Annotated in this window: 22 protein-coding genes; 12 read left to right on the forward strand and 10 right to left on the reverse strand. The window is 59.8% G+C overall.

Features of this window, described 5'->3' with window-relative positions; all coding sequences use genetic code 11:
• The first annotated feature begins 179 nt into the window (after positions 1-179).
• Positions 180-542 (forward strand): DUF6124 family protein, encoded by a 363-nt coding sequence (locus ACZZ0G_RS17220; RefSeq protein WP_463556927.1) that lies wholly within the window; start codon positions 180-182, stop codon positions 540-542.
• Positions 543-899: 357 nt separating this feature from the next.
• Here the strand turns inward: ACZZ0G_RS17220 and nagE are convergent, their stop codons facing one another.
• The 7 genes from nagE to ACZZ0G_RS17255 all read right to left on the reverse strand — a co-directional run bounded on the left by nagE (position 900) and on the right by ACZZ0G_RS17255 (position 9,451).
• On the reverse strand, positions 900-2,615 hold the full coding sequence (nagE, locus tag ACZZ0G_RS17225) for an N-acetylglucosamine-specific PTS transporter subunit IIBC (protein ID WP_463556928.1): 1,716 nt from the start codon (positions 2,613-2,615) through the stop codon (positions 900-902).
• Positions 2,616-2,638: 23 nt separating this feature from the next.
• Positions 2,639-5,152: a phosphoenolpyruvate--protein phosphotransferase gene (ptsP, locus tag ACZZ0G_RS17230; protein WP_463556929.1), complete on the reverse strand. Its 2,514-nt coding sequence runs from the start codon at positions 5,150-5,152 to the stop codon at positions 2,639-2,641.
• A gap of 34 nt (positions 5,153-5,186) precedes the next feature.
• Positions 5,187-6,209 carry an SIS domain-containing protein gene (locus tag ACZZ0G_RS17235; RefSeq protein ID WP_463556930.1) on the reverse strand — a complete coding sequence of 341 codons (1,023 nt, stop codon included), beginning with the start codon at positions 6,207-6,209 and terminating at the stop codon, positions 5,187-5,189.
• Positions 6,190-7,296 (reverse strand): N-acetylglucosamine-6-phosphate deacetylase, encoded by a 1,107-nt coding sequence (nagA, locus tag ACZZ0G_RS17240; RefSeq protein ID WP_463556931.1) that lies wholly within the window; start codon positions 7,294-7,296, stop codon positions 6,190-6,192. The genes ACZZ0G_RS17235 and nagA overlap by 20 nt, the downstream gene beginning before the upstream one ends.
• A gap of 24 nt (positions 7,297-7,320) precedes the next feature.
• Positions 7,321-8,052: a GntR family transcriptional regulator gene (locus tag ACZZ0G_RS17245; protein WP_463556932.1), complete on the reverse strand. Its 732-nt coding sequence runs from the start codon at positions 8,050-8,052 to the stop codon at positions 7,321-7,323.
• A gap of 283 nt (positions 8,053-8,335) precedes the next feature.
• Positions 8,336-8,851, reverse strand: a complete 516-nt coding sequence (locus tag ACZZ0G_RS17250; RefSeq protein ID WP_463556933.1) for a L,D-transpeptidase family protein — start codon at positions 8,849-8,851, stop codon at positions 8,336-8,338.
• A gap of 48 nt (positions 8,852-8,899) precedes the next feature.
• On the reverse strand, positions 8,900-9,451 hold the full coding sequence (locus ACZZ0G_RS17255) for an NUDIX hydrolase (protein ID WP_463397561.1): 552 nt from the start codon (positions 9,449-9,451) through the stop codon (positions 8,900-8,902).
• A gap of 147 nt (positions 9,452-9,598) precedes the next feature.
• On the opposite strand from ACZZ0G_RS17255, the gene ACZZ0G_RS17260 reads away from it, so the two are divergent.
• From ACZZ0G_RS17260 to purT, 5 genes are all read left to right on the forward strand, one after another.
• Positions 9,599-10,198: a CoA pyrophosphatase gene (locus ACZZ0G_RS17260; protein ID WP_463556934.1), complete on the forward strand. Its 600-nt coding sequence runs from the start codon at positions 9,599-9,601 to the stop codon at positions 10,196-10,198.
• A 47-nt stretch (positions 10,199-10,245) separates the two neighbouring features.
• On the forward strand, positions 10,246-10,770 hold the full coding sequence (locus ACZZ0G_RS17265) for a gamma carbonic anhydrase family protein (protein WP_463556935.1): 525 nt from the start codon (positions 10,246-10,248) through the stop codon (positions 10,768-10,770).
• The gene (locus ACZZ0G_RS17270; RefSeq protein WP_463556936.1) at positions 10,767-10,976 is read left to right on the forward strand and encodes a DUF1289 domain-containing protein; all 210 of its coding nucleotides are present in this window, start codon (positions 10,767-10,769) and stop codon (positions 10,974-10,976) included. Before ACZZ0G_RS17265 ends, ACZZ0G_RS17270 begins: the two co-directional genes overlap by 4 nt.
• A gap of 228 nt (positions 10,977-11,204) precedes the next feature.
• Positions 11,205-11,672 (forward strand): preQ0 transporter, encoded by a 468-nt coding sequence (locus ACZZ0G_RS17275; protein WP_463556937.1) that lies wholly within the window; start codon positions 11,205-11,207, stop codon positions 11,670-11,672.
• Between the two features lie 100 nt (positions 11,673-11,772).
• The gene (purT, locus tag ACZZ0G_RS17280) at positions 11,773-12,954 is read left to right on the forward strand and encodes a formate-dependent phosphoribosylglycinamide formyltransferase (RefSeq protein WP_463556938.1); all 1,182 of its coding nucleotides are present in this window, start codon (positions 11,773-11,775) and stop codon (positions 12,952-12,954) included.
• A 120-nt stretch (positions 12,955-13,074) separates the two neighbouring features.
• On the opposite strand, the gene ACZZ0G_RS17285 is transcribed toward purT, so the two are convergent.
• The 3 genes from ACZZ0G_RS17285 to ACZZ0G_RS17295 all read right to left on the reverse strand — a co-directional run bounded on the left by ACZZ0G_RS17285 (position 13,075) and on the right by ACZZ0G_RS17295 (position 16,673).
• Entirely contained in the window at positions 13,075-14,391 is a 1,317-nt protein-coding gene (locus tag ACZZ0G_RS17285; RefSeq protein ID WP_103306392.1) for an MFS transporter, read from the reverse strand.
• Positions 14,392-14,606: 215 nt separating this feature from the next.
• Entirely contained in the window at positions 14,607-15,848 is a 1,242-nt protein-coding gene (locus tag ACZZ0G_RS17290; RefSeq protein ID WP_463556939.1) for a transporter associated domain-containing protein, read from the reverse strand.
• Positions 15,849-15,860: 12 nt separating this feature from the next.
• Positions 15,861-16,673 carry a cytochrome C assembly family protein gene (locus ACZZ0G_RS17295; protein WP_034154823.1) on the reverse strand — a complete coding sequence of 271 codons (813 nt, stop codon included), beginning with the start codon at positions 16,671-16,673 and terminating at the stop codon, positions 15,861-15,863.
• 210 nt (positions 16,674-16,883) lie between these two features.
• On the opposite strand from ACZZ0G_RS17295, the gene ffh reads away from it, so the two are divergent.
• From ffh to ACZZ0G_RS17325, 6 genes are all read left to right on the forward strand, one after another.
• The gene (gene ffh / locus ACZZ0G_RS17300) at positions 16,884-18,260 is read left to right on the forward strand and encodes a signal recognition particle protein (RefSeq protein WP_007908988.1); all 1,377 of its coding nucleotides are present in this window, start codon (positions 16,884-16,886) and stop codon (positions 18,258-18,260) included.
• A gap of 311 nt (positions 18,261-18,571) precedes the next feature.
• Entirely contained in the window at positions 18,572-18,823 is a 252-nt protein-coding gene (gene rpsP, locus ACZZ0G_RS17305; protein ID WP_003185073.1) for a 30S ribosomal protein S16, read from the forward strand.
• A gap of 5 nt (positions 18,824-18,828) precedes the next feature.
• Positions 18,829-19,365, forward strand: coding sequence for a ribosome maturation factor RimM (gene rimM / locus ACZZ0G_RS17310; protein ID WP_463556940.1), 537 nt, complete (start codon positions 18,829-18,831; stop codon positions 19,363-19,365).
• A 2-nt stretch (positions 19,366-19,367) separates the two neighbouring features.
• Entirely contained in the window at positions 19,368-20,120 is a 753-nt protein-coding gene (gene trmD / locus ACZZ0G_RS17315; protein ID WP_008081628.1) for a tRNA (guanosine(37)-N1)-methyltransferase TrmD, read from the forward strand.
• Positions 20,121-20,165: 45 nt separating this feature from the next.
• The gene (rplS, locus tag ACZZ0G_RS17320; RefSeq protein WP_003175895.1) at positions 20,166-20,516 is read left to right on the forward strand and encodes a 50S ribosomal protein L19; all 351 of its coding nucleotides are present in this window, start codon (positions 20,166-20,168) and stop codon (positions 20,514-20,516) included.
• 145 nt (positions 20,517-20,661) lie between these two features.
• On the forward strand, positions 20,662-21,075 hold the full coding sequence (locus ACZZ0G_RS17325; RefSeq protein ID WP_463556941.1) for an acyl-CoA thioesterase: 414 nt from the start codon (positions 20,662-20,664) through the stop codon (positions 21,073-21,075).
• Positions 21,076-21,120: the final 45 nt, after the last annotated feature.

Genomic DNA, 21,120 nt, shown 5'->3' on the forward strand with positions numbered 1-21,120 from the left:
CACGATAATTGGCGCCAGCTCAATCTGCTGCCTGTTTTATGGCGGCTGTGTGCGGGCAGACTTCGGTCTGGCCGGTTGCCTGCTCCGGTGGATCTCACCCTGCACATAGCTGCCACCTCTTCGCCGCGTGAGATCCGGCGAACGATGGCATCCTCACTTGCAGTAGCAGGAGTTGAATTTTGGACAAGCTAATTCCCGACCCACCCCCCGAAACCATCACCCCACTCGAAGAAGTCCTCCGCGCCGAAGACCAGGCCCGCAATCGCGAAGCCATCAAACGCGCCCTCGACTTCTACCTGTGCCCCGAACCCGCAAAGCCCCGCCGACCGAGCACCATGTTCATGGTCTGCCCAGAGGTCGACACCGAAAGTCTGCTCGCTCACGCCAGCGAATCGTTAGCCTCGGCAAGCGCTGCTACCAGCAACTTTGCCAATGAGCTATCCGGCCTGCAGCGCAGCACCGCGCTAGGTATCCAGCAAATCATCATGCTCGCCGAACTCGCGGTAAACCGGGCGCTGGATCGAGTCGATCCACAAACCTGACGATCGCGTCATCGTTCATCGCCAGCAGGCTGGTTCCCACAAGGAGAACAATGCGCAACCTGTGGGAGCCTGGCTTGCCAGCGATGGCGGCCTGACAGGCAACCATTTTCTTAAGGCCTCAACATAGTCAAAACTGTGGGAGCGAGCCTGCTCGCGAAGCTCTTCTATCTAAGCTGCAAGACTATCTGGAGAAAGCAGATGCCGAAGGTGAATGACGCTCACGTCCTCTCATCCGCGTTAGACACTCTCGTCAGAAGCCCTCCATATCAGACCCGCCATTATCAAGCGCAGCAGCATTCATCCTGAGCCGATTTATCGGCAATAAAAAACCGGCCTAAGCCGGTTTTTTTGTTTCGATTAAACCTTGGCACTAACCTCACTACGATTGACCAGGCTTTCCAACGCCCCACTCAAACTCGCCGCCTTATCCCCCACTAGCAAATGCCAGACCCCGCCCTCCAATTGGCTTACGCCATGGCATCCCAGGTCTTTCAACTGCGCCTCGGACAACGCCTTGCCATCCGCCAATTGCAGGCGAATCCGCGTCATGGCGATGCAATCCAGTTGCAGCACATTGTCGCTTCCGCCCAACGCGGTCAGCCATTGCTGCGCCTCGGAACCGGCAACCACAACGGCTTTCGGCTCATCTGCAGCAACAGCGGTTTCAAGCAGAACGGCACGTCCCAGAGAAGGCATCGCCAGACGAATCTCATCGGCAATGCTGTCCGCCATCGGTCCGACCACAACCTGCAAACTCCCACCCTTGCCCGGGCGCACAACCGCCATCGCACCCAGCGCTTTCAGCTCCGCATCCGACGCCTTGTTGCGATCTACCATCTCCAGGCGCAATCGCGTTGTGCAGGCGCCGACAGTGAGTAAATTCTCCGCTCCGCCCAGTGCTTTGATGTAAGCGCTGGCACGTTCATTTTCGCTGAGCACGGCTTTCTCACTCACCGCTACATCTTCGCGACCCGGGGTCTTCAGATTGAAGCGACGAATACAGAAATCAAACACGGCGTAATACACCACGGCATAGGCCAGCCCGACCGGTATCACCAACCAGCCATTGGTCGAGCGGCCCCAACCCAGCACCATGTCGATGAAGCCGCCGGAGAAGGTGAAGCCGAGGTGAATGTTCAGCGCATTGGTAATCGCCATCGACAACCCGGTCAGCAGTGCATGCAGCAGATACAACAACGGCGCCAAGAACATGAAGGCGAATTCGATCGGCTCGGTCACCCCGGTCAGGAACGAGGTCAGCGCCATCGACAGAAAAATCCCGCCCATGACCTTGCGGCGTTCCGGCAAGGCATTGCGGTACATCGCCAGACACGCCGCCGGCAAACCGAAGATCATCATCGGGAACATGCCGGTCATGAATTGGCCGCCCTTCGGATCGCCAGCGAAGTAGCGCGACAGGTCGCCGGTCACCAGAGCACCGGTAGTCGGATCGGTGAAGTTGCCGAACACGAACCACGCCATGTTGTTGAGGATGTGGTGCAGGCCAGTGACGATCAGCAGGCGATTGAACACGCCAAATACGAAGGCGCCGATACTGCCACTTTCCATCATCAGCGCACCGAAGGCGTTGATGCCGTGCTGGATCGGCGGCCAGATATAGCCGAACACCACGCCGAGGCCGACCGCCGCAAACCCGGTGACAATCGGCACAAAGCGTCGGCCGCCGAAGAATGCGAGGTACTCCGGCAGCTTGATGTCCTTGAAGCGGTTGTACAGCGCGCCGGCCATCAGACCGCTGACGATCCCGGCGAGCATGCCCATGTTGATGCTCGCATCGAGCACCTTGAGCGTGGAGATCATCACCAGATAGCCGATCACCCCGGCGAGGCCTGCGGTGCCGTTGTTGTCCTTGGCGAAACCGACGGCGATGCCGATGGCGAAGATCATTGCCAGGTTGGCGAAGATCACTTGGCCGGCATCGTGAATGATCGCGATGTTCAGCAGGTCGGTGTCACCCAGGCGCAGGAGCAGGCCGGCAATCGGCAGGATTGCGATGGGCAGCATCAACGCGCGGCCGAGGCGTTGCAGACCTTCAATAAAGAGTTGGTACATGGCGTTTGTCCTTGTTGTTTTTGTTAGCGCAGTGGCCAATGTTGATGACAGGCGTGACGCACAGCGGCGGCGCTGCTCAGCTTGAGCAGGTCGCGGCTGAGGCGCTGGCATTCGGCTTCGTGCACCTGGCGCACGCGATCCTTGATTTCGCCGATCTGCACCGGGCTGACCGACAGTTCGGTAACGCCCAGACCGATCAACACCGGAGTGGCCAGCGGATCAGAGGCGAGGGCGCCGCACACTCCAACCCAACGCTTATGCACCGCCGCGCCTTCGCAAGTCATGGCGATCAGGCGCAACAGCGCCGGGTGCAGGGCGTCGACCCGGGCGGCCAGACCTGCGTGGTCGCGATCCATGGCCAAGGTGTATTGCGACAGATCGTTAGTGCCGATCGAGAGGAAGTCGGCGTGCTCGGCGAGTTGTTCGGCTTGCAGCGCGGCGGCGGGGACTTCGATCATCACGCCGATTTCCGGGCGTTGGCTCACGCCGAGTTCCAGGCACAACGCATCGACGCGTTGGCGGGTGTGCAACAGTTCATCCACTTCAGTGACCATCGGCAACAGGATCCGGCAGCGGCGCAGTGGGCTGACTTGCAGCAGCGCGCGCAGTTGCTGATCGAGGATTTCCGGACGGGCCTGCGCCAGACGAATGCCGCGCAGCCCGAGCACCGGGTTGGCTTCGATGGGCAGCGGCAGGTAATCCAGTTGTTTGTCACCGCCGACGTCGATGGTGCGGATGATCACCGACTTGTCGCCCATCGCATCGATCACTGCCTGGTAAGCGATTCGCTGTTCTTCGACGTCCGGAGCGGTCTGGCGATCGACGAACAAAAACTCGGTTCGTAGCAGGCCAACACCATCGGCACCGTTGGCAAAGGCGTCCGCCGCTTCACCGCTGGAGGCAACGTTAGCGACGACTTCGATGTGCACACCATTTCGCGTTTCGGCGGGTAAATGTGCTTTGGCTAGTTGCGCGTCGCGGCGCTGCTGCCGGTCGATTTGCGCTTGCTGAACTTCGGCCAGACGTTCAGCGTTGGGCGTCAGTTCGAGACGACCGCCATCGGCATCGAGCACCACCGATTGACCTTGCGGCTGATCAAGCAGCGCCGAACCCAGCGCCACCATGCACGGCAGACCTTTACCGCGAGCCAGAATCGCTACGTGCGAAGTCGCGCCACCCTCGGCCATGCACAAACCGGCGACACCTTGCGCGCTGAGTTGCAGCAAATCCGATGGCGTCAGTTCATGCGCCGCGACGATGGCGCCCGCCGGCACGTCGTAATTCCACGCCTCGCCGAGCAACGCACGCAATACACGTTGTTTGAGGTCGCGCAGATCGTTGGCGCGTTCAGCCAGCAGCGCGCTGCCGGTGTGTTGCAAGACTTCGCACTGCACATCGATCGACTCGCTCCAGGCGTGAGTCGCCGCAGTACCTTGTTCGATGGCTTGTTGAGCTGCGTCGAGCAGTGCCGGATCTTCGAGCAGCGCCAAGTGCGCGGCGAAGATCGCTTCTTCCTCGGCGTTCTTGTGCTTTTTCGCTTGGGCGAGGGTGGCGTCGATTTCGTTGCGCACCTGCATCAGCGCAGCTTCAAGCACGTGCTGTTGTTGCAGCGGATCGTGATTGCCTGCGTCCACCGGCAAACTGATCGCGCTCAAGCGAAACAGCGGCCCATCGACGAATCCCGGCGCAGCGCAAACGCCGTGTAATACGCCAGCCTCGGCCGGGCGTTTAAGAGGGGCAACGTGAGTCGGCGCCGCCGCGTGATGATCTTCCGGCAACGCCGTAGCCAGCGCCGTGAGCAACGCTTGCAGCGCCGCTTCAGCATCCGGCCCCTGACAACTGACCTGCACTTCATCCTGTTCGCTAACCGCCAGCCCCATCAAACCGATCAGGCTGTTGCACGGCGCCGATTTGCCAGCGAAGTGCAGTTGCGACTGGCTTTTGAACCCTTGCGCAGTCTGACGAATCAATGCCGCCGGGCGCGCATGCAAACCACCGCGATGCGCCACCAATACATGACCCTGAGCCTCTGGTCCGCCGACCTCTGCAACATTCACCGCCACGCTGTTACGCGCAACAATGTGCAACAACGGCTCGCCAACCTTCACCGCTTTCAGCGTGATCGGGCGTACCTGAAAATCCTGGCTATTCGTCAGGATCAACAGGCTGACGAGGCTTTTGCATTGCTGGCCGACCTTGTCGAGGTCGTAGCGCAACAGCGGCTGGCCCTTGCTGACCCGCGTGCCATCCTTGACCAGCATCGAGAAGCCTTCGCCGTTCAACTCGACGGTGTCGAGGCCCAGATGCAGAAGGATTTCCGCGCCGTTGTCGGCCCGCACGGTGAGCGCGTGGCCGGTGCGCGCGACGTGGATGATCACCCCTGCGCACGGCGAGTACAGTGTGTCGTTGATCGGGTCGATGGCAATGCCATCGCCCATCGCGCCGCTGGCGAACACCGCGTCCGGGACTTTGGCGAGCGTGAGCACCGGGCCGCTGAGCGGGGCGCTGAGGGTCAGCTCTTTATTGTTGTTGTGCATGGCTCGGTCTCATCAGGTCTGCAGTCATTCGGAGTTAGTGCGTGCGGGTCACTTTGCTCAGGTGGCGTGGCTGATCCGGGTCCATGCCGCGGGCCACGGCCAGACCTGCGGCCATCACGTAGAAGCTCTGGATCGCCAGAATCGGATCGAGGGCTGGATGTTCGGCGCGGGTCAGGGTCAGGTCGCGCTCGGCGATGTCATCCGGCGCGGCCAGCAACACACGGGCGCCGCGGTGACGCATTTCTGCGGCCAGACTCAGCAGGCCAGCCTGTTCGGCGCCGCGCGGAGCGAACACCAGCAGCGGATAGTGTTCGTCGATCAGTGCCATCGGCCCGTGACGGACTTCCGCGCTGCTGAACGCTTCGGCTTGAATCGCCGAGGTTTCCTTGAATTTCAGCGCGGCCTCCTGGGCGATGGCAAAACCGGCGCCACGTCCAATAACCATCAAACGCTCGCAATCGCGCAGTGCTTCGATAGCCACGCTCCAGTCCTGTTTCGCCGCTTCGCGCAGGCCTTCGGGCAGGGCATTGCCGGCTTCGAGCAATTCGCTGTCCTCTTTCCAATGCGCGATCAAACGAGCGCTGGCGCTGAGGGTGGCGATAAAACTTTTGGTCGCGGCGACGCTGCTTTCAGTCCCGGCCATCAGCGGCACGCTGAATTCACACGCGGCTTCCAGTGGCGAATCGGCGGCGTTGACCATCGACACACTGAGCGCGCCGCGTTTGCGCAGCAGACGCAGGCTATTGACCAGATCCGGGCTCTGACCCGATTGCGAAAAGGCAAACGCGACCTGACCACTGACCTTCAACGGCGCTTGCTGCATGGTCACCACCGACATCGGCAACGACGCCACCGGCACACCCAGTTGCTGCATGGTCAGGTAGGCGAAGTAGCTCGCCGCGTGGTCGGAGCTGCCGCGCGCAACGGTCATCGCCACTTGCGGTGGCTGACGGCGCAGGCGTCCGGCGATCTCGATCATCTGCGGGTCGAGCTGTTGCAGTTGGGCTTGCACGGCCTCGAACGAGGACAGCGCCTCCTCAAGCATTTTTGAAGTCAATGTCTTCTCCTTCGACCATGACGGCGGTCAGTGTGAGTGAGCGATCGAGCCGCACGCAGTCGGCCCAGGCACCCGGTTGCAGGCGCCCGCGTTCGTTGATGCCGAGGTAGTCGGCGGGGAATTGCGACAGACGTTGCGAGGCTTCGGCGATCGGCAGACCGATCTTCACCAGATTGCGCAGGGCCTGATCCATGGTCAGCGTGCTGCCGGCCAAGGTGCCGTCGGGCAGGCGCACGCCGCCCAGGCATTTGGTCACGGTGTGGCTGCCGAGCTTGTATTCACCGTCAGGCATGCCGGCGGCAGCGGTCGAATCGGTGACGCAATACAGGCACGGGATCGAACGCAGGGCCACACGAATGGCACCGGGATGCACATGCAGCAAATCGGGAATCAGCTCGGCGAATTTAGCGTGGGCCAGCGCCGCGCCGACGATGCCCGGCTCACGGTGATGCAGCGGGCTCATGGCGTTGTAGAGGTGAGTGAAACTGGTCGCGCCAGCCTCCATTGCGGCAACGCCTTCCTCGTAACTGCCGAGGGTGTGGCCGATCTGCATGCGCACGCCACGGCTGCTCAGCTCACGGATCAAACCGTCATGACCGGCGATTTCCGGTGCGATGGTGATCACCCGGATCGGCGCCAGCGCCAGGTATTCTTCGACTTCGGCCATCAACGCGGTGTGGGCGAAATTCGGTTGCGCACCGAGTTTTCCCGGATTGATGTACGGGCCTTCGAGGTGTACGCCGAGGACGCGGGCGGCACCTTTCGGACGCTGTTCGCAGAACTCTCCTACTTCCTTCAGGACGCTGGAGATCTCGGCACTCGGCGCGGTCATGGTGGTGGCCAACAGCGAGGTGGTGCCGAAACGCACGTGGGTTCTGGTGATGGTTTCGAAAGCGCTGGCGCCTTCCATGATGTCTTTGCCGCCACCGCCATGCACGTGCAGATCGATGAAACCCGGCAGCAGATACGGCAAGTCATTACTCGCCGGATCGCAGGGCACGCCTTCGATCGACACGACTTTGCCGTGTTCGTGGATCAGCCGGCCGCGAATCCAGCCGCTGGCGGTGAGGATGTTGTCTTCGGACATTTTGATTCTCGCTTGTGGCTGCGCTTATCGACGCAGCTCTGCAACAAAGTCGTAGTAGTCGTTGCGGCAATAGGTGTCGGTGACTTCGATCGGTGTGTTGTCTTCGAGGTAGCCGACCCGGGTCATCAGCAACATCGCGGTGCCGGGGGCGATGCCGACCAGCGCGGCGAACTCGTCCGAGGCGTTGATCGCCTGGATGTGCTGCAAGGCGCGGACGATCGGTTTGCCGATGCCGTCGAGGTATTCGTAGAGCGAATCGCCGACCAGTTGCGGCTTGGGCATGATCGAGGCGGGCAGGGTGCTCATTTCGATGGCCATAACGGTGTCATCGGCTTTGCGCAGACGCTTCATGCGCGCGACCTTGTCGTTGGGCGACAGACCGAGGCGGATCAGTTCTTCGTGGGTCGGCAGGGTGATTTCCCGCTCCAGCCATTGCGAGCTGGGCACAAAGCCCTTGAGGCGCAGCATCTCGCTGAAACCGGAGAGGCGCGACAGCGGTTGTTCGAGGCGGGGCGTGATAAAGGTGCCGGAACCTTGTAGGCGACGGATCAGGCCTTGATCGAGGAGGACTTCCAGCGCCTTGCGCGCGGTGACTCGGGAGATGCCCAGTTGCTCGCTGAGGTTGCGTTCCGAAGGCATCGCCTGCTCGGACTTCCACTGCCCGGCATGAATCGCCGCTTCCAGATTGCGTGCCAGTTGCAGGTACAGCGGCGTCGGCTGGGAGTCGTCCGGGCGTAGGGTATGGAGGTCGTTCATGTAGGGCATTTCCGTCGCGAGTATAGGATTGTTGTGGCTCGCTTGTGGGGCGGAAACTAATACCACTTGAATACCATGTCAACGCAGGCAATAGGCCTGTGGCCCAATGAAATGGCGGGTTGTAGCGGGTCTGGTTTTAAGTGGTATTAAAGGTGGGCTGTAAAAAGCAAAAGATCGCAGCCTGCGACAGCGCCTACCGTGGGAAGTGGTATCAACCCAGTAGGCGCTGTCGCAGGCTGCGATCTTTTGAATTATTTTTTTGCAGGTGACCAGTGGTTGATCGTTAAGGGCGGATTTCGACCATCGTGCCGTCCGGCACCAGGCTCCACACTTCGCGCATATCAACGTTGCGCATGGCGACGCAGCCGTCCGTCCAGTCGAGGGTGTGGAACAGGTCTTCCGGGGTTTCTTCCGAATCCGGCGTGCCGTGGATCATGATCATCCCGCCAGGCTCGACGCCTTCACGCCGGGCGCGGGCCGAATCGCTGATGTTCGGGTAGGAAATGTGCATCGACAGATTGAATTTGTCGCTGGTCTTGCGCCAGTCGATCCAATAGAAACCTTCCGGCGTGCGCTTGTCGCCTTCAATCAGTTTTGGACCTTTTTTCGCGCCTTTGCCCAAGGAAATGCGATAGGTCTTGAGGGGCTTGCCGTCGGCGATCAACTGCAGCTGATGAGCCGCTTTGAGCACCAGCACTTTTTCGATAAGAGGCGTATTCGACGGCGTCACGGTGGTCACGAAGGACGCTTGGGAGACGGTAACGAACGACAGGCAGAACAGGGCAAGCAACCAGCGCATTGAAACGATTCCCCAGGGAGTGACGCAGATATTTTAGTTATGGATATTTTAGGTGATGGCAGGCTGAGCAAGCGGTGGGATCGATTCCGAACGAACCGGATATGTCTCGATACGCCGATCAGCGAAGAAGCATTCTAAGGTACGCCCCACGGTGCGGAAAGCCAGCTCGTCCCAGGGGATGTCGGCTTCGTCGAATAATTGCACTTCAAGGCTCTCGGGGCCGGCGGCAAAGTCCAGATCGACCAGTTCGGCGCGAAAGAACACATGCACCTGACTGATGTGCGGCACGTCGATCAACGTGTAGATGCTCAGGTTGCGCACCCGGGCGCAGGCTTCTTCGGCGGTTTCACGGACGGCAGCCTGCTCGATGGTCTCGCCGTTCTCCATGAAGCCGGCGGGCAACGTCCAGTAACCGAGGCGCGGCTCGATGGCACGCCGGCAGAGCAACACTTTGGTGCCCCAGGTCGGCACGCAGCCGGCGACAATGTTGGGGTTCTGATAGTGAATGGTCTGACAGCTGTCACAGACAAATCGCAGCCGCGAATCGCCTTCGGGAATGCGCTGGGTGACCGGGTTACCGCAGTGGCTGCAAAATTTCATGCTGGGCTTCCTGAATGCTGCGCCTATCTTGGCGTGCAGCGATGCCGGTCGGCAAGTTGTCGTTTCGCGACACGACGGGTTTCGGGGGCTTGGGCGCTCGCAATGATTGGTGCATGATGCAGGGTAAGGCACCGATCGAGAACACTCATGCTGGACGAGCTACTGCATAGGGTTAGCAACCACACACCGCGCACGCTGGAGACCGACACACGTTTCCCCGAGGCCGCCGTTCTGGTGCCGATCACCCGCAGTGACGAACCGGAACTGGTGTTGACCTTGCGTGCCAGCGGGCTCTCGACCCACGGCGGCGAAGTCGCTTTTCCCGGTGGTCGCCGCGATCCCGAGGATCCGGATCTGATCTTCACCGCGCTGCGCGAAGCCGAAGAAGAAATCGGCCTGCCGCCGGGGCTGGTCGAAGTCATCGGCCCGCTCAGTCCGCTGATTTCCCTGCATGGCATTAAGGTAACGCCGTATGTCGGCGTGATTCCCGACTTCGTCGAGTATCAGGCCAATGATGCCGAGATCGCAGCAGTGTTCAGCGTACCGCTGGAATTCTTCCGCAAAGACCCTCGTGAACACACTCACCGCATCGACTATCAGGGTCGCAGTTGGTACGTGCCGAGCTATCGATTTGGTGAATACAAGATCTGGGGGCTGACGGCGATCATGATCGTAGAGTTGATCAACCTGCTCTATGACGCGAAAATCAGCCTGCATGAGCCGCCGAAAAGCTTTATCAATACCTGAAGCCGTCGTTCGAACGGTCATTCACCGTGAGCCCTGAGGAAAACAAGATGAAATACCGCTTGGGCGACGCCCGTGTCGTGACCCATCCACAGAGCTGGGTCGCCCCCAATGCCGTGCTGGTGGGCAAGGTCAAACTGGAAGAGGGCGCCAACGTCTGGTTCAACGCCGTGCTGCGTGGCGACAACGAACTGATCCTGATCGGCAAGAACAGCAATGTGCAGGACGGCACGGTGATGCACACCGATATGGGTTTTCCGCTGACCATCGGCACCGGCGTGACCATTGGCCACAACGCCATGCTCCATGGCTGCACCGTCGGCGATTACAGCCTGATCGGCATCAACGCGGTGATTCTCAATGGCGCGAAAATCGGCAAGAACTGCATCATCGGCGCCAACTCGCTGATCGGCGAAGGCAAGGAAATTCCTGACGGTTCGCTGGTGATGGGCTCGCCGGGCAAGGTTGTTCGTGAGCTGACCGAGCCGCAGAAGAAGATGCTCGAAGCCAGCGCCGCGCACTATGTGCATAACTCACAGCGTTATGCGCGTGATCTGGTTGAGGAGGAAGAATGAACACATCCGAAAGACCCGTCGCCTCGCCGTGCGTGAATATTTGTGCGCTGGATGAGGCTGACATTTGTACTGGCTGTCAGCGTACGGTCGAGGAAATTACCCGCTGGGGCCGTATGACCAATGACGAGCGCCGGGTGGTGCTGGGGTTGTGTCATGAGCGGGCGAAGGCGAGTGGGTTGGTGTGGATGATCCCTTCGAAGTCGTGATCGGCATGTGATTGCCCTCACCCTAACCCTCTCCCAGGGGGAGAGGGGACTGACCGAGTTGATAGTCGAGCTGCATCGACCTGAACGATTGAGTCGACCTCAAGTTTTGAAAAGCCCCGCGATCTGCTCCCTTTCCCCCTCGCCCCCTCGGGGAGAGGGCTGGGGTGAGGGGGTGGCTCTTGATCTGTCGGTCAAGTAACCTGTGCGCCAATCTGTCAGGTCGCCCCCATGATTTTCCTCATCGCCTACATCAGCAGCGTCGTGCTGATCAACTTCGCCTTCTCCACTGCGCCACATCTGGACATCATCTGGTCGGCCTGGGGTGGTCTGGTGTTCGTGTTGCGCGACATGGTGCAAGCCCGCTTCGGCCATGGCGCGCTCGTGGCGATGCTGGCGGCGCTGGTGCTGTCTTACGTCACCTCCGATCCATCCATTGCCTTGGCCAGCGCCACGGCGTTCGCGGTGTCCGAGATCATCGACTGGCTGGTGTTCAGCGTCACCAAACGGCCATTGCGCGACCGCTTGTGGATCAGCTCGGCACTGAGCATTCCCCTCGACACCTTCATCTTCTTCGGCATGATCGACCTGCTGACGCCGCCGGTGATCATCACCGCCCTGGCCTCGAAATTCGCCGGTGTCACTGCCGTCTGGCTGATCATGGCCTGGCGTGAGCGCAAACAGGCTGTCGCCGGCTGAAGCCAAAGCCTCAGGTTCATGTAAAATGCCGCGCTTTCTCCCCATGGAAAGCGCGTCTGGCGTTGCTTTCCTCGATGATCCGCTTCTTTGAGGACCTGAGATGACCCGTATCGGAACTCCATTGTCGCCAACCGCGACCCGCGTATTGCTGTGTGGCTGTGGTGAGTTGGGCAAGGAAGTGGTGATCGAGCTGCAACGCCTGGGCGTTGAAGTGATCGCCGTTGACCGCTACGCCAACGCGCCGGCCATGCAGGTTGCCCATCGCAGCCACGTGATCAATATGCTCGACGGCGCCGCCCTGCGTGCCGTGATCGAAGCCGAGAAGCCGCACTTCATCGTGCCGGAAATCGAAGCCATCGCCACCGCCACTCTGGTTGAACTGGAAGCCGAAGGCTTCACCGTGATCCCGACCGCACGTGCCGCGCAACTGACCATGAACCGCGAAGGCATCCGTCGCCTGGCCGCTGAAGAGCTGGACCTGCCGACCTCGCCGTACCACTTTGCCGACACCTTCGAGGACTACAGCAAAGCCGTTGAGGATCTGGGTTTTCCGTGCGTCGTCAAACCGGTGATGAGTTCGTCGGGTAAAGGCCAGAGCCTGCTGCGCAGCGCCGATGACGTGCAGAAAGCCTGGGATTACGCGCAGGAGGGCGGTCGCGCTGGCAAAGGTCGGGTGATCATCGAAGGCTTTATCGATTTCGACTACGAAATCACCCTGCTGACCGTGCGCCACATCGGCGGTACCACCTTCTGCGCGCCAGTCGGCCACCGTCAGGAGAAGGGCGACTATCAGGAATCCTGGCAGCCACAAGCCATGAGCCCGATAGCCCTGGCCGAGTCCGAGCGCGTTGCCAAAGCGGTAACCGAAGCGCTGGGCGGTCGTGGTCTGTTCGGCGTTGAGTTGTTCATCAAGGGTGATCAGGTGTGGTTCAGCGAAGTCTCGCCGCGTCCGCATGACACCGGTCTGGTGACGCTGATTTCCCAGGATCTGTCGCAGTTCGCGCTGCACGCTCGCGCGATATTGGGCCTGCCAGTACCGTTGATTCGCCAGTTCGGGCCATCGGCTTCGGCGGTGATTCTGGTGGAAGGGCAGTCGAATCAGACCGCTTTCGCCAACCTCGGCGCGGCGTTGAGCGAGCCGGACACGGCGTTGCGTCTGTTCGGCAAGCCAGAAGTGAATGGTCAGCGCCGCATGGGCGTGGCGCTGGCGCGAGATGAGTCGATCGAGGCTGCTCGTGCCAAGGCGACGCGTGCTGCTCAAGCTGTTGTCGTAGAACTCTAAACCGAGTCGCGGCAATCGCGAGCAGGCTCGCTCCCACATGGGATTGGGTGAACACAGAATCTGTGACCAACCCCAAAACCCTGTGGGAGCGAGCTTGCCCGCGAAGCTTTTGACCTTCTGTCAGGCCACCTGATTCAGATCGTTATTGCGGGTTTCCTTCAGGCACAGCACCGCAATCAAACTCAGCACCGCTGCCGCCGACACATACCCGCCGACATAACTCAAACCACCCATCGCCACCAGCTTCTGCGCAAAGAACGGCGCCGCCGAGGCCCCGACAATGCCGCCGAGGTTATATGCCGCCGAAGCGCCGGTATAACGCACGTGGGTCGGGAACAGTTCAGGCAATAGCGCGCCCATCGGTGCAAACGTCACGCCCATCAAGAACAGCTCGATGCACAGAAACAGCGCCACGCCCCAGGTCGACCCCTGAGTCAGCAACGGCTCCATCAAGAACCCGGAAAGAATTGCCAGCACGCCACCGATGATCAGCACCGGTTTGCGTCCATAACGGTCGCTCGCCCAAGCGGACAACGGTGTGGCAGCAGCCATGAACAGCACGGCAAAGCACAGCAGTCCGAGGAAGGTTTCGCGGCTATAACCTAGGGTGGAGACCCCGTAGCTCAGGGAAAACACCGTCGAGATATAGAACAGCGCATAGCAGACCACCATGGCCGCCGCGCCGAGCAGTGTCGGTGCCCAGTACTGGCTGAACAGCTCGACCAGCGGCACTTTTACTCGTTCCTGACGGGCGATGGCGTTGGCGAACACTGGGGTCTCGTGGAGTTTCAGGCGCACGTAAAGGCCAACCATCACGAGCGCGGCACTGAGCAGAAAAGGAATCCGCCATCCCCAGCTGCGGAACTGCTCGTCATCGAGGGTCATGGCCAGGGTCAGGAACAATCCGTTGGCCGCGAGAAAGCCAATCGAAGGCCCAAGCTGCGGGAACATGCCGAACCAGGCGCGTTTGCCTTTCGGTGCGTTTTCCGTGGCTAGCAGGGCGGCACCGCCCCATTCACCGCCAAGTCCCAAGCCCTGGCCGAAACGCAGCACGCACAGAAGAATCGGTGCCCAAGCGCCAATGGTTGCGTAACCCGGCAGCACGCCGATCAGCGTCGTACACACGCCCATCAATAGCAGCGAGGCAACCAGCGTCGATTTGCGCCCGATGCGGTCACCGAAGTGGCCGAACAGCGCCGAGCCCAGCGGCCGGGCCAGAAAGGCGATACCGAAAGTAAGAAACGCCGAGAGCATCTGCGCGGTGCCGGAGGTCTGCGGAAAGAACACCGGACCGATCACCAGCGCAGCCGCCGTGGCGTAAACATAGAAGTCGTAGAACTCGATTGCGGTGCCGATAAAACTCGCCGTGGCCACGCGGGTGGCTGAGTTGGTCGGCTGGGCAGGCGCGGTGTCGCTATATGCGGTACTGGTCGTCATGCGGTGATCCCTGACAGTCATGAAATTATTATGGTCGAGCACCCAGGGATGTGGGATGAGGCGCGGTCGCTGTTTCAGGTAGGAACAATCGCCGGTGTAATGCAGAAATGGCCGAAACCTGTCGGTGCGGGGTAAGCACTCGGTTCGGCGGCGCTTGGGTAAGCGCCTCGATTATAGGAAGGGGGCTAACAATCAAACAAGCGCAAAAAGATTGTCTATCGAGCAGGCTTCAGAGCGGCTACGACAGAGGTGTGCCAGATCAGCACTTTGCTCACCCGGTTATCCTCGGTTTCGAGAATCTCTAACCGATAACGCCCGATTTTCAGGCAAACCGCACTTTCCGGAATGGTTTCCAGCGCCTCGGTGACCAAACCATTGAGTGTCTTCGGGCCATCGCTCGGCAAATGCCAGCCCAGGCATTTGTTCAGTTCGCGGATCGAGGCTGCCCCGTCAATCACCATGCGGCCATCAGCCTGCGGATGAATGTGCGGGTTATCGAGGCTGTGCTCGCTTTCGAATTCGCCAACGATCTCTTCGAGAATGTCTTCCAGGGTGACGATGCCGAGCACTTCGCCGTACTCGTCGACCACCATGCCCAAGCGCCGTTGTTGCTTGTGGAAATTCAGCAGTTGCAGTTGCAGCGGCGTGCTTTCCGGGACGAAATACGGTTCGTAACTGGCTGCCAGTAAGGCTTCGAGCGTCAAATCACCGTTGTTCAGCAGATGGCGGATCTGCCGGGTGTTGAGTACTGCTTCGACCTGGTTGATGTCGCTATGAAACACCGGCAGGCGTGTGCGCTTGTTGTGGCGCAGTTGTTCGATGATTTCTTCGATCGAGTCGTCAAGGTTGATGCCGTCGACGTCACTGCGCGGTACCAGAATGTCGTTGACTGTAATGTTGTCCAGCGCATGAATACCTGAAACCGGGTGTGCACGGACCGGGTGTTCTGGATCGTCGTAACGGTCGGCAGGCGCGTCATCTTCGCTTTGCTGCACAACCTGAGCCTTGCGTGCAAACGGGCTCATCAGCAGTCCGCTGCTACGACTGAACAGCCAGGCAAACGGGTAAACAATCTTCAGCGGCACCGCCAGCAAGGTATTGCCGAATGCCAGCACGGCATCGGGATAACGCTGGGCGACGGTGCGCGGGAAGTAATCGGCAAACACCAGCAGGATTGCCCCAGCGCCTAGGCATGCTGCCCAAGGCCCGTTTTCTTCGCAGAGGAAAATCGCCAGCAACGTCGCGATAACCACCGCGAGTGCCCGGCACAGCGTATTGCAGAGGATCAGGCTGTCGAGCGGGAAGCTCAGCTTCGCCAGCGGTTTATCGCTGGCGCGCGAGGCGGTGCGTTGCGCGAGCAGGTGCTGCTGCGCGATTTCGACGGCGGTAAACAGCCCCGACCATAAAATCAGCAGGACAAATACCGCGAGCATCGGCCCTATGGGCAAACCGTCCATTTATGCCGCCCGTCAGATGTGCAGGATGTATTCACGAACCAGTTTGCTGCCGAAATACGCCAACATCAGCAGGCAGAAACCGGCGAGGGTCCAGCGAATCGCCTTGTGGCCGCGCCAGCCAAGACGATTACGGCCCCAGAGCAGTACGCTGAAGACGATCCACGCCAGGCAGGCCAGCAGGGTTTTGTGCACCAGATGCTGGGCGAACAGGTTCTCGACGAACAGCCAGCCAGAGATCAGCGATAGCGACAGCAGCGTCCAGCCAGCCCAGAGGAAGCCGAACAACAGGCTTTCCATGGTTTGCAGCGGCGGGAAATTCTTGATCAGCCCGGACGGGTGCTTGTGCTTGAGCTGGTGGTCTTGCACCAATAGCAGCAAGGCCTGGAACACCGCGATGGTGAACATGCCGTAGGCGAGGATCGACAACAGAATGTGCGCGAGGATGCCCGGCTCTTCGTCGATGATCTGCACCGTGCCGGTGGGCGCGAACTGCGCCAGCAGCACCGTGATCGCGCCGAGCGGGAACAGCAGCACCAGCAGGTTTTCCACCGGAATGCGCGAGCAGGCGATCAGCGTCAGCGCGATGACCGCCGCAGCGATCAGGCTCGAGGCGCTGAAGAAATCAAGGCCCAGACCGATCGGCGTCAACAAGTGAGTGAGCAGGCTGGCGGCGTGGGCCACTACGGCGAGCGCGCCGAGGCTGACCAGCAGGCGCTTGTTCGCCTTGGCGCCGGTGGCCAAGCGGGTGCTCTGATAAAGGGTCGCAGCGGCATATAGAAGGGCGGCGGCGAGGGTGGTCAATAAGCTGGGTGACAAGGGGAGCATAAATCCTGTTAGGCAAGCCCGAAAGGGGCTGAGTTTGGCATAGAACCGCCATCGCACGAAAGACTCAGGAAGCTGACAGCGAGGTGTCCGCCAGCCGCAGTCTTCGCTATAATCCGCGACCTGCCCACGCCGCAGGCTCGCCGAGCACATGTTGATTCCGGTCTGGGCCGCCATTATCCCGGTCTACACAGGGCCTGAAAGGATCGCGCAATGTTTGAAAACTTAACCGACCGTCTCTCGCAGACGCTGCGCCATGTCACCGGCAAGGCGAAGCTGACCGAGGACAATATCAAAGACACCCTGCGTGAAGTGCGCATGGCGTTGCTCGAAGCCGACGTCGCCCTGCCGGTGGTCAAGGACTTCGTCAATTCGGTCAAGGAGCGCGCTGTCGGCACCGAGGTGTCGCGCAGCCTGACGCCGGGCCAGGCGTTCGTGAAGATCGTCCAGGCTGAACTCGAAAGCCTGATGGGCGCGGCCAACGAAGATTTGAACCTGAGCGCCGTGCCACCTGCCGTGATTCTGATGGCCGGTCTGCAGGGCGCCGGTAAAACCACCACTGCCGGCAAACTGGCGCGCTTCCTTAAAGAGCGCAAGAAGAAGTCGGTCATGGTCGTGTCGGCGGACGTTTACCGTCCTGCGGCTATTAAACAGCTGGAAACTCTGGCCAACGACATCGGCGTGACGTTCTTCCCGTCCGACCTGAGCCAGAAGCCGGTGGACATCGCCACCGCCGCTATTAAAGAAGCCAAACTGAAATTCATCGACGTGGTCATCGTCGACACCGCCGGTCGTCTGCACATCGACGAAGAGATGATGGGTGAGATCAAGGCGCTGCACGCCGCGATCAACCCGGTCGAAACCCTGTTCGTGGTTGACGCCATGACCGGTCAGGACGCGGCCAACACGGCCAAGGCCTTCGGTGATGCGCTGCCGTTGACTGGTGTGATCCTGACCAAGGTCGACGGCGATGCCCGTGGCGGTGCCGCTCTGTCGGTGCGCGCCATCACCGGCAAGCCGATCAAGTTCATCGGTATGGGCGAGAAGAGCGAAGCGCTCGATCCGTTCCACCCTGAGCGTATCGCTTCGCGGATTCTCGGCATGGGCGACGTGCTCAGCCTGATCGAACAAGCCGAAGCGACCCTCGATAAAGACAAGGCCGATAAACTGGCCAAGAAGCTGAAGAAGGGTAAGGGCTTCGATCTCGAAGACTTCCGCGATCAGCTGCAACAGATGAAGAACATGGGCGGCCTCGGCGGGCTCATGGACAAACTGCCGAGCATCGGCGGCGTCAACCTGTCGCAAATGGGCAATGCCCAGAACGCCGCAGAGAAGCAATTCAAACAGATGGAGGCCATCATCAACTCCATGACCCCGGCCGAGCGCCGCGACCCTGAGCTGATCAGCGGTTCGCGCAAGCGTCGGATCGCCATGGGTTCCGGCACGCAGGTGCAGGACATCGGTCGCTTGATCAAGCAGCACAAGCAGATGCAGAAGATGATGAAGAAATTCTCCGCCAAGGGCGGAATGGCGAAAATGATGCGCGGCATGGGCGGAATGTTGCCCGGCGGTGGCATGCCAAAGATGTGAGGTGTCCCGTCTCACCCATTCTGCTCACCAAAAGTGAGCGAAATGGGTGAGGCAGGACACCAAGACTTCGCCGGTCGTCGCACCGGCGCAGACCCTGCAAGGACGCAGGATCAACAGCAAACCCGCACTCGGCGGGAGCTGACTGGCCGTTTTCATCGACGGCTCTATATGCAGATCTGCACGGCATGCCATAGGCGCCGGAAAAAGTCATTTGCAAAAGTCCGGATATTCCTTAGAATATGCGGCCTTTCGGGCACCCATGCCCGCTGTGCATTTAGATTTGCAGCACCGACTACAGGAACGATGTTCACATGCTAACAATCCGTCTTGCCCTTGGCGGCTCCAAAAAGCGCCCGTTTTACCACCTGACCGTAACCGACTCGCGTAACCCGCGTGACGGCTCCCACAAAGAACAGGTTGGTTTCTTCAACCCTGTTGCCCGTGGTCAGGAAATCCGTCTGTCCGTGAACCAAGAGCGCGTAGCCTACTGGCTGAGCGTTGGTGCACAGCCTTCTGAGCGTGTTGCTCAGTTGCTGAAGGAATCTGCAAAGGCTGCGGCCTGAGCAATATGAACGCGACGCCTGCTGTTGCCGATGATTTGATCGTTATTGGCAAAATTTATTCTGTTCATGGCGTTCGCGGCGAAGTGAAGGTTTATTCCTTTACTGATCCGACTGAAAACCTGTTGCAGTACAAAACCTGGACGCTCAAGCGCGAAGGCAATGTCAAACAGGTCGAGCTGGTCAGTGGACGCGGGAGCGACAAGTTCCTGGTCGCAAAGCTCAAGGGTCTCGATGATCGTGAAGAAGCTCGTCTTCTGGCCGGTTATGAGATCTGCGTGCCGCGCAATCTGTTCGCTGAATTGACCGACGGTGAGTACTACTGGTACCAGCTGGAAGGTCTGAAGGTTATTGATCAACTGGGGCAATTGCTCGGGAAAATCGATCATCTTCTGGAAACCGGCGCCAATGATGTAATGGTAGTCAAGCCTTGCGCTGGCAGCCTGGATGATCGCGAACGCCTGTTGCCCTACACGGAGCAATGCGTGTTGGCCATCGACCTGGAAGCGGGCGAGATGAAGGTGGATTGGGACGCGGACTTCTAAGCGTGGCTAACTTGCGCGTAGAAGTGATCAGTTTGTTTCCCGAGATGTTTTCCGCCATCGGCGACTACGGCATCACCAGTCGTGCGGTCAAACAGGGGCTCTTGCAGCTGACCTGTTGGAATCCGCGAGATTACACGACGGATCGGCATCACACTGTCGACGATCGCCCGTTTGGCGGTGGTCCGGGCATGGTGATGAAGATCAAGCCCCTGGAAGATGCTCTGGTTCAGGCCAAGGCAGCAGCCGGGGAGGCGGCGAAGGTGATTTACCTGTCCCCCCAAGGCCGTCAACTGACTCAGTCGGCGGTACGCGAGCTGGCACAATCGGATGCATTGATCCTGATTGCCGGCCGCTATGAAGGCATTGACGAGCGCTTTATTGAGGCTCATGTCGATGAAGAGTGGTCGATTGGCGACTATGTACTGTCTGGCGGCGAGCTGCCGGCCATGGTCCTGATCGATGCGGTTACACGACTGCTGCCTGGAGCTTTAGGGCATGCGGATTCCGCTGAGGAAGATTCCTTTACGGATGGTCTGCTGGATTGCCCGCACTACACCCGACCTGAGGTGTATGCGGATCAGCGTGTTCCCGACGTGTTGCTGAGTGGCAATCACGCGCATATCCGGCGTTGGCGTTTACAGCAGTCCCTTGGTAGGACCTTTGAACGACGCGCCGATCTTCTGGAAAGCCGCTCGCTTTCTGGAGAAGAGAAGAAGCTGCTCGAGGAATACATCCGCGAGCGGGACGATAGTTAACAACGTATCGATGGTAGATCGAACGATTTACCTTAGGAGCACAGCATGACCAACAAAATCATCCTTGCACTCGAAGCAGAGCAGATGACCAAAGAAATCCCTACCTTCGCCCCAGGCGACACTATTGTCGTTCAGGTGAAAGTGAAGGAAGGCGATCGTTCCCGTCTGCAAGCGTTCGAAGGCGTTGTAATCGCCAAGCGTAACCGCGGCGTGAACAGTGCGTTCACCGTTCGTAAAATCTCCAACGGTGTTGGCGTAGAACGTACTTTCCAGACCTACTCCCCGCAGATCGACAGCATGGCTGTTAAACGTCGCGGTGACGTACGTAAAGCCAAGCTGTACTACCTGCGCGACCTGTCGGGTAAAGCAGCTCGCATCAAGGAAAAACTGGCTTAAGTCCAGCTTCCGATGCAGAAAAAAGCAGCCTACGGGCTGCTTTTTTGTTGCCCGGTAATAAACTGCCCCCGCCCTGTAGGAGCTGCCGAAGGCTGCGATCTTTTGATCTTGCTTGTATTCGGAAGCCAGATATCGAGTCTATTTCATGACCACCCGCGACCAGGAAATCCTGCGCCGTACCGAACTCTCGGTGACCCGCGTAACCAAAGCCGTCTTCCCGCCGACCACCAACCACCACAACACTCTGTTCGGCGGCACTGCGCTAGCATGGATGGACGAAGTGTCGTTCATCACCGCTACGCGATTCTGCCGCTTGCCGCTGGTGACCGTGTCTACTGATCGCATCGACTTCAACCACGCGATCCCGGCCGGTTCGATCGTTGAGTTGGTGGGGAAGGTGATCAAGGTCGGCAACACCAGCCTCAAGGTCGAGGTGGAGGTGTTTGTCGAGAGCATGAGCTGTGATGGACGCGAGAAGGCGATTCATGGGCAGTTCAGCTTCGTCGCCATTGATGATGACAAGCGGCCGGTGCCGGTGCTGCCGGGTTTTGTGGCCTGATCTAATACCGGGTCGCGTCATTTGCGAGCAAGCTCGCTCCCACAT

This window comes from Pseudomonas sp. AC169 (genome assembly GCF_979258515.1).

Coding starts and splice junctions, on each gene's coding strand:
- nagE (WP_463556928.1), bottom strand. CDS start 2,615: ATGTACCAACTCTTTATTGAAGGTCTGCAACGCCTCGGCCGCGCGTTG.
- ptsP (WP_463556929.1), bottom strand. CDS start 5,152: ATGCACAACAACAATAAAGAGCTGACCCTCAGCGCCCCGCTCAGCGGC.
- nagA (WP_463556931.1), bottom strand. CDS start 7,296: ATGTCCGAAGACAACATCCTCACCGCCAGCGGCTGGATTCGCGGCCGG.
- ACZZ0G_RS17245 (WP_463556932.1), bottom strand. CDS start 8,052: ATGAACGACCTCCATACCCTACGCCCGGACGACTCCCAGCCGACGCCG.
- ACZZ0G_RS17250 (WP_463556933.1), bottom strand. CDS start 8,851: ATGCGCTGGTTGCTTGCCCTGTTCTGCCTGTCGTTCGTTACCGTCTCC.
- ACZZ0G_RS17255 (WP_463397561.1), bottom strand. CDS start 9,451: ATGAAATTTTGCAGCCACTGCGGTAACCCGGTCACCCAGCGCATTCCC.
- ACZZ0G_RS17260 (WP_463556934.1), top strand. CDS start 9,599: ATGCTGGACGAGCTACTGCATAGGGTTAGCAACCACACACCGCGCACG.
- ACZZ0G_RS17265 (WP_463556935.1), top strand. CDS start 10,246: ATGAAATACCGCTTGGGCGACGCCCGTGTCGTGACCCATCCACAGAGC.
- ACZZ0G_RS17270 (WP_463556936.1), top strand. CDS start 10,767: ATGAACACATCCGAAAGACCCGTCGCCTCGCCGTGCGTGAATATTTGT.
- ACZZ0G_RS17275 (WP_463556937.1), top strand. CDS start 11,205: ATGATTTTCCTCATCGCCTACATCAGCAGCGTCGTGCTGATCAACTTC.
- purT (WP_463556938.1), top strand. CDS start 11,773: ATGACCCGTATCGGAACTCCATTGTCGCCAACCGCGACCCGCGTATTG.
- ACZZ0G_RS17285 (WP_103306392.1), bottom strand. CDS start 14,391: ATGACGACCAGTACCGCATATAGCGACACCGCGCCTGCCCAGCCGACC.
- ACZZ0G_RS17290 (WP_463556939.1), bottom strand. CDS start 15,848: ATGGACGGTTTGCCCATAGGGCCGATGCTCGCGGTATTTGTCCTGCTG.
- ACZZ0G_RS17295 (WP_034154823.1), bottom strand. CDS start 16,673: ATGCTCCCCTTGTCACCCAGCTTATTGACCACCCTCGCCGCCGCCCTT.
- ffh (WP_007908988.1), top strand. CDS start 16,884: ATGTTTGAAAACTTAACCGACCGTCTCTCGCAGACGCTGCGCCATGTC.
- rpsP (WP_003185073.1), top strand. CDS start 18,572: ATGCTAACAATCCGTCTTGCCCTTGGCGGCTCCAAAAAGCGCCCGTTT.
- rimM (WP_463556940.1), top strand. CDS start 18,829: ATGAACGCGACGCCTGCTGTTGCCGATGATTTGATCGTTATTGGCAAA.
- rplS (WP_003175895.1), top strand. CDS start 20,166: ATGACCAACAAAATCATCCTTGCACTCGAAGCAGAGCAGATGACCAAA.
- ACZZ0G_RS17325 (WP_463556941.1), top strand. CDS start 20,662: ATGACCACCCGCGACCAGGAAATCCTGCGCCGTACCGAACTCTCGGTG.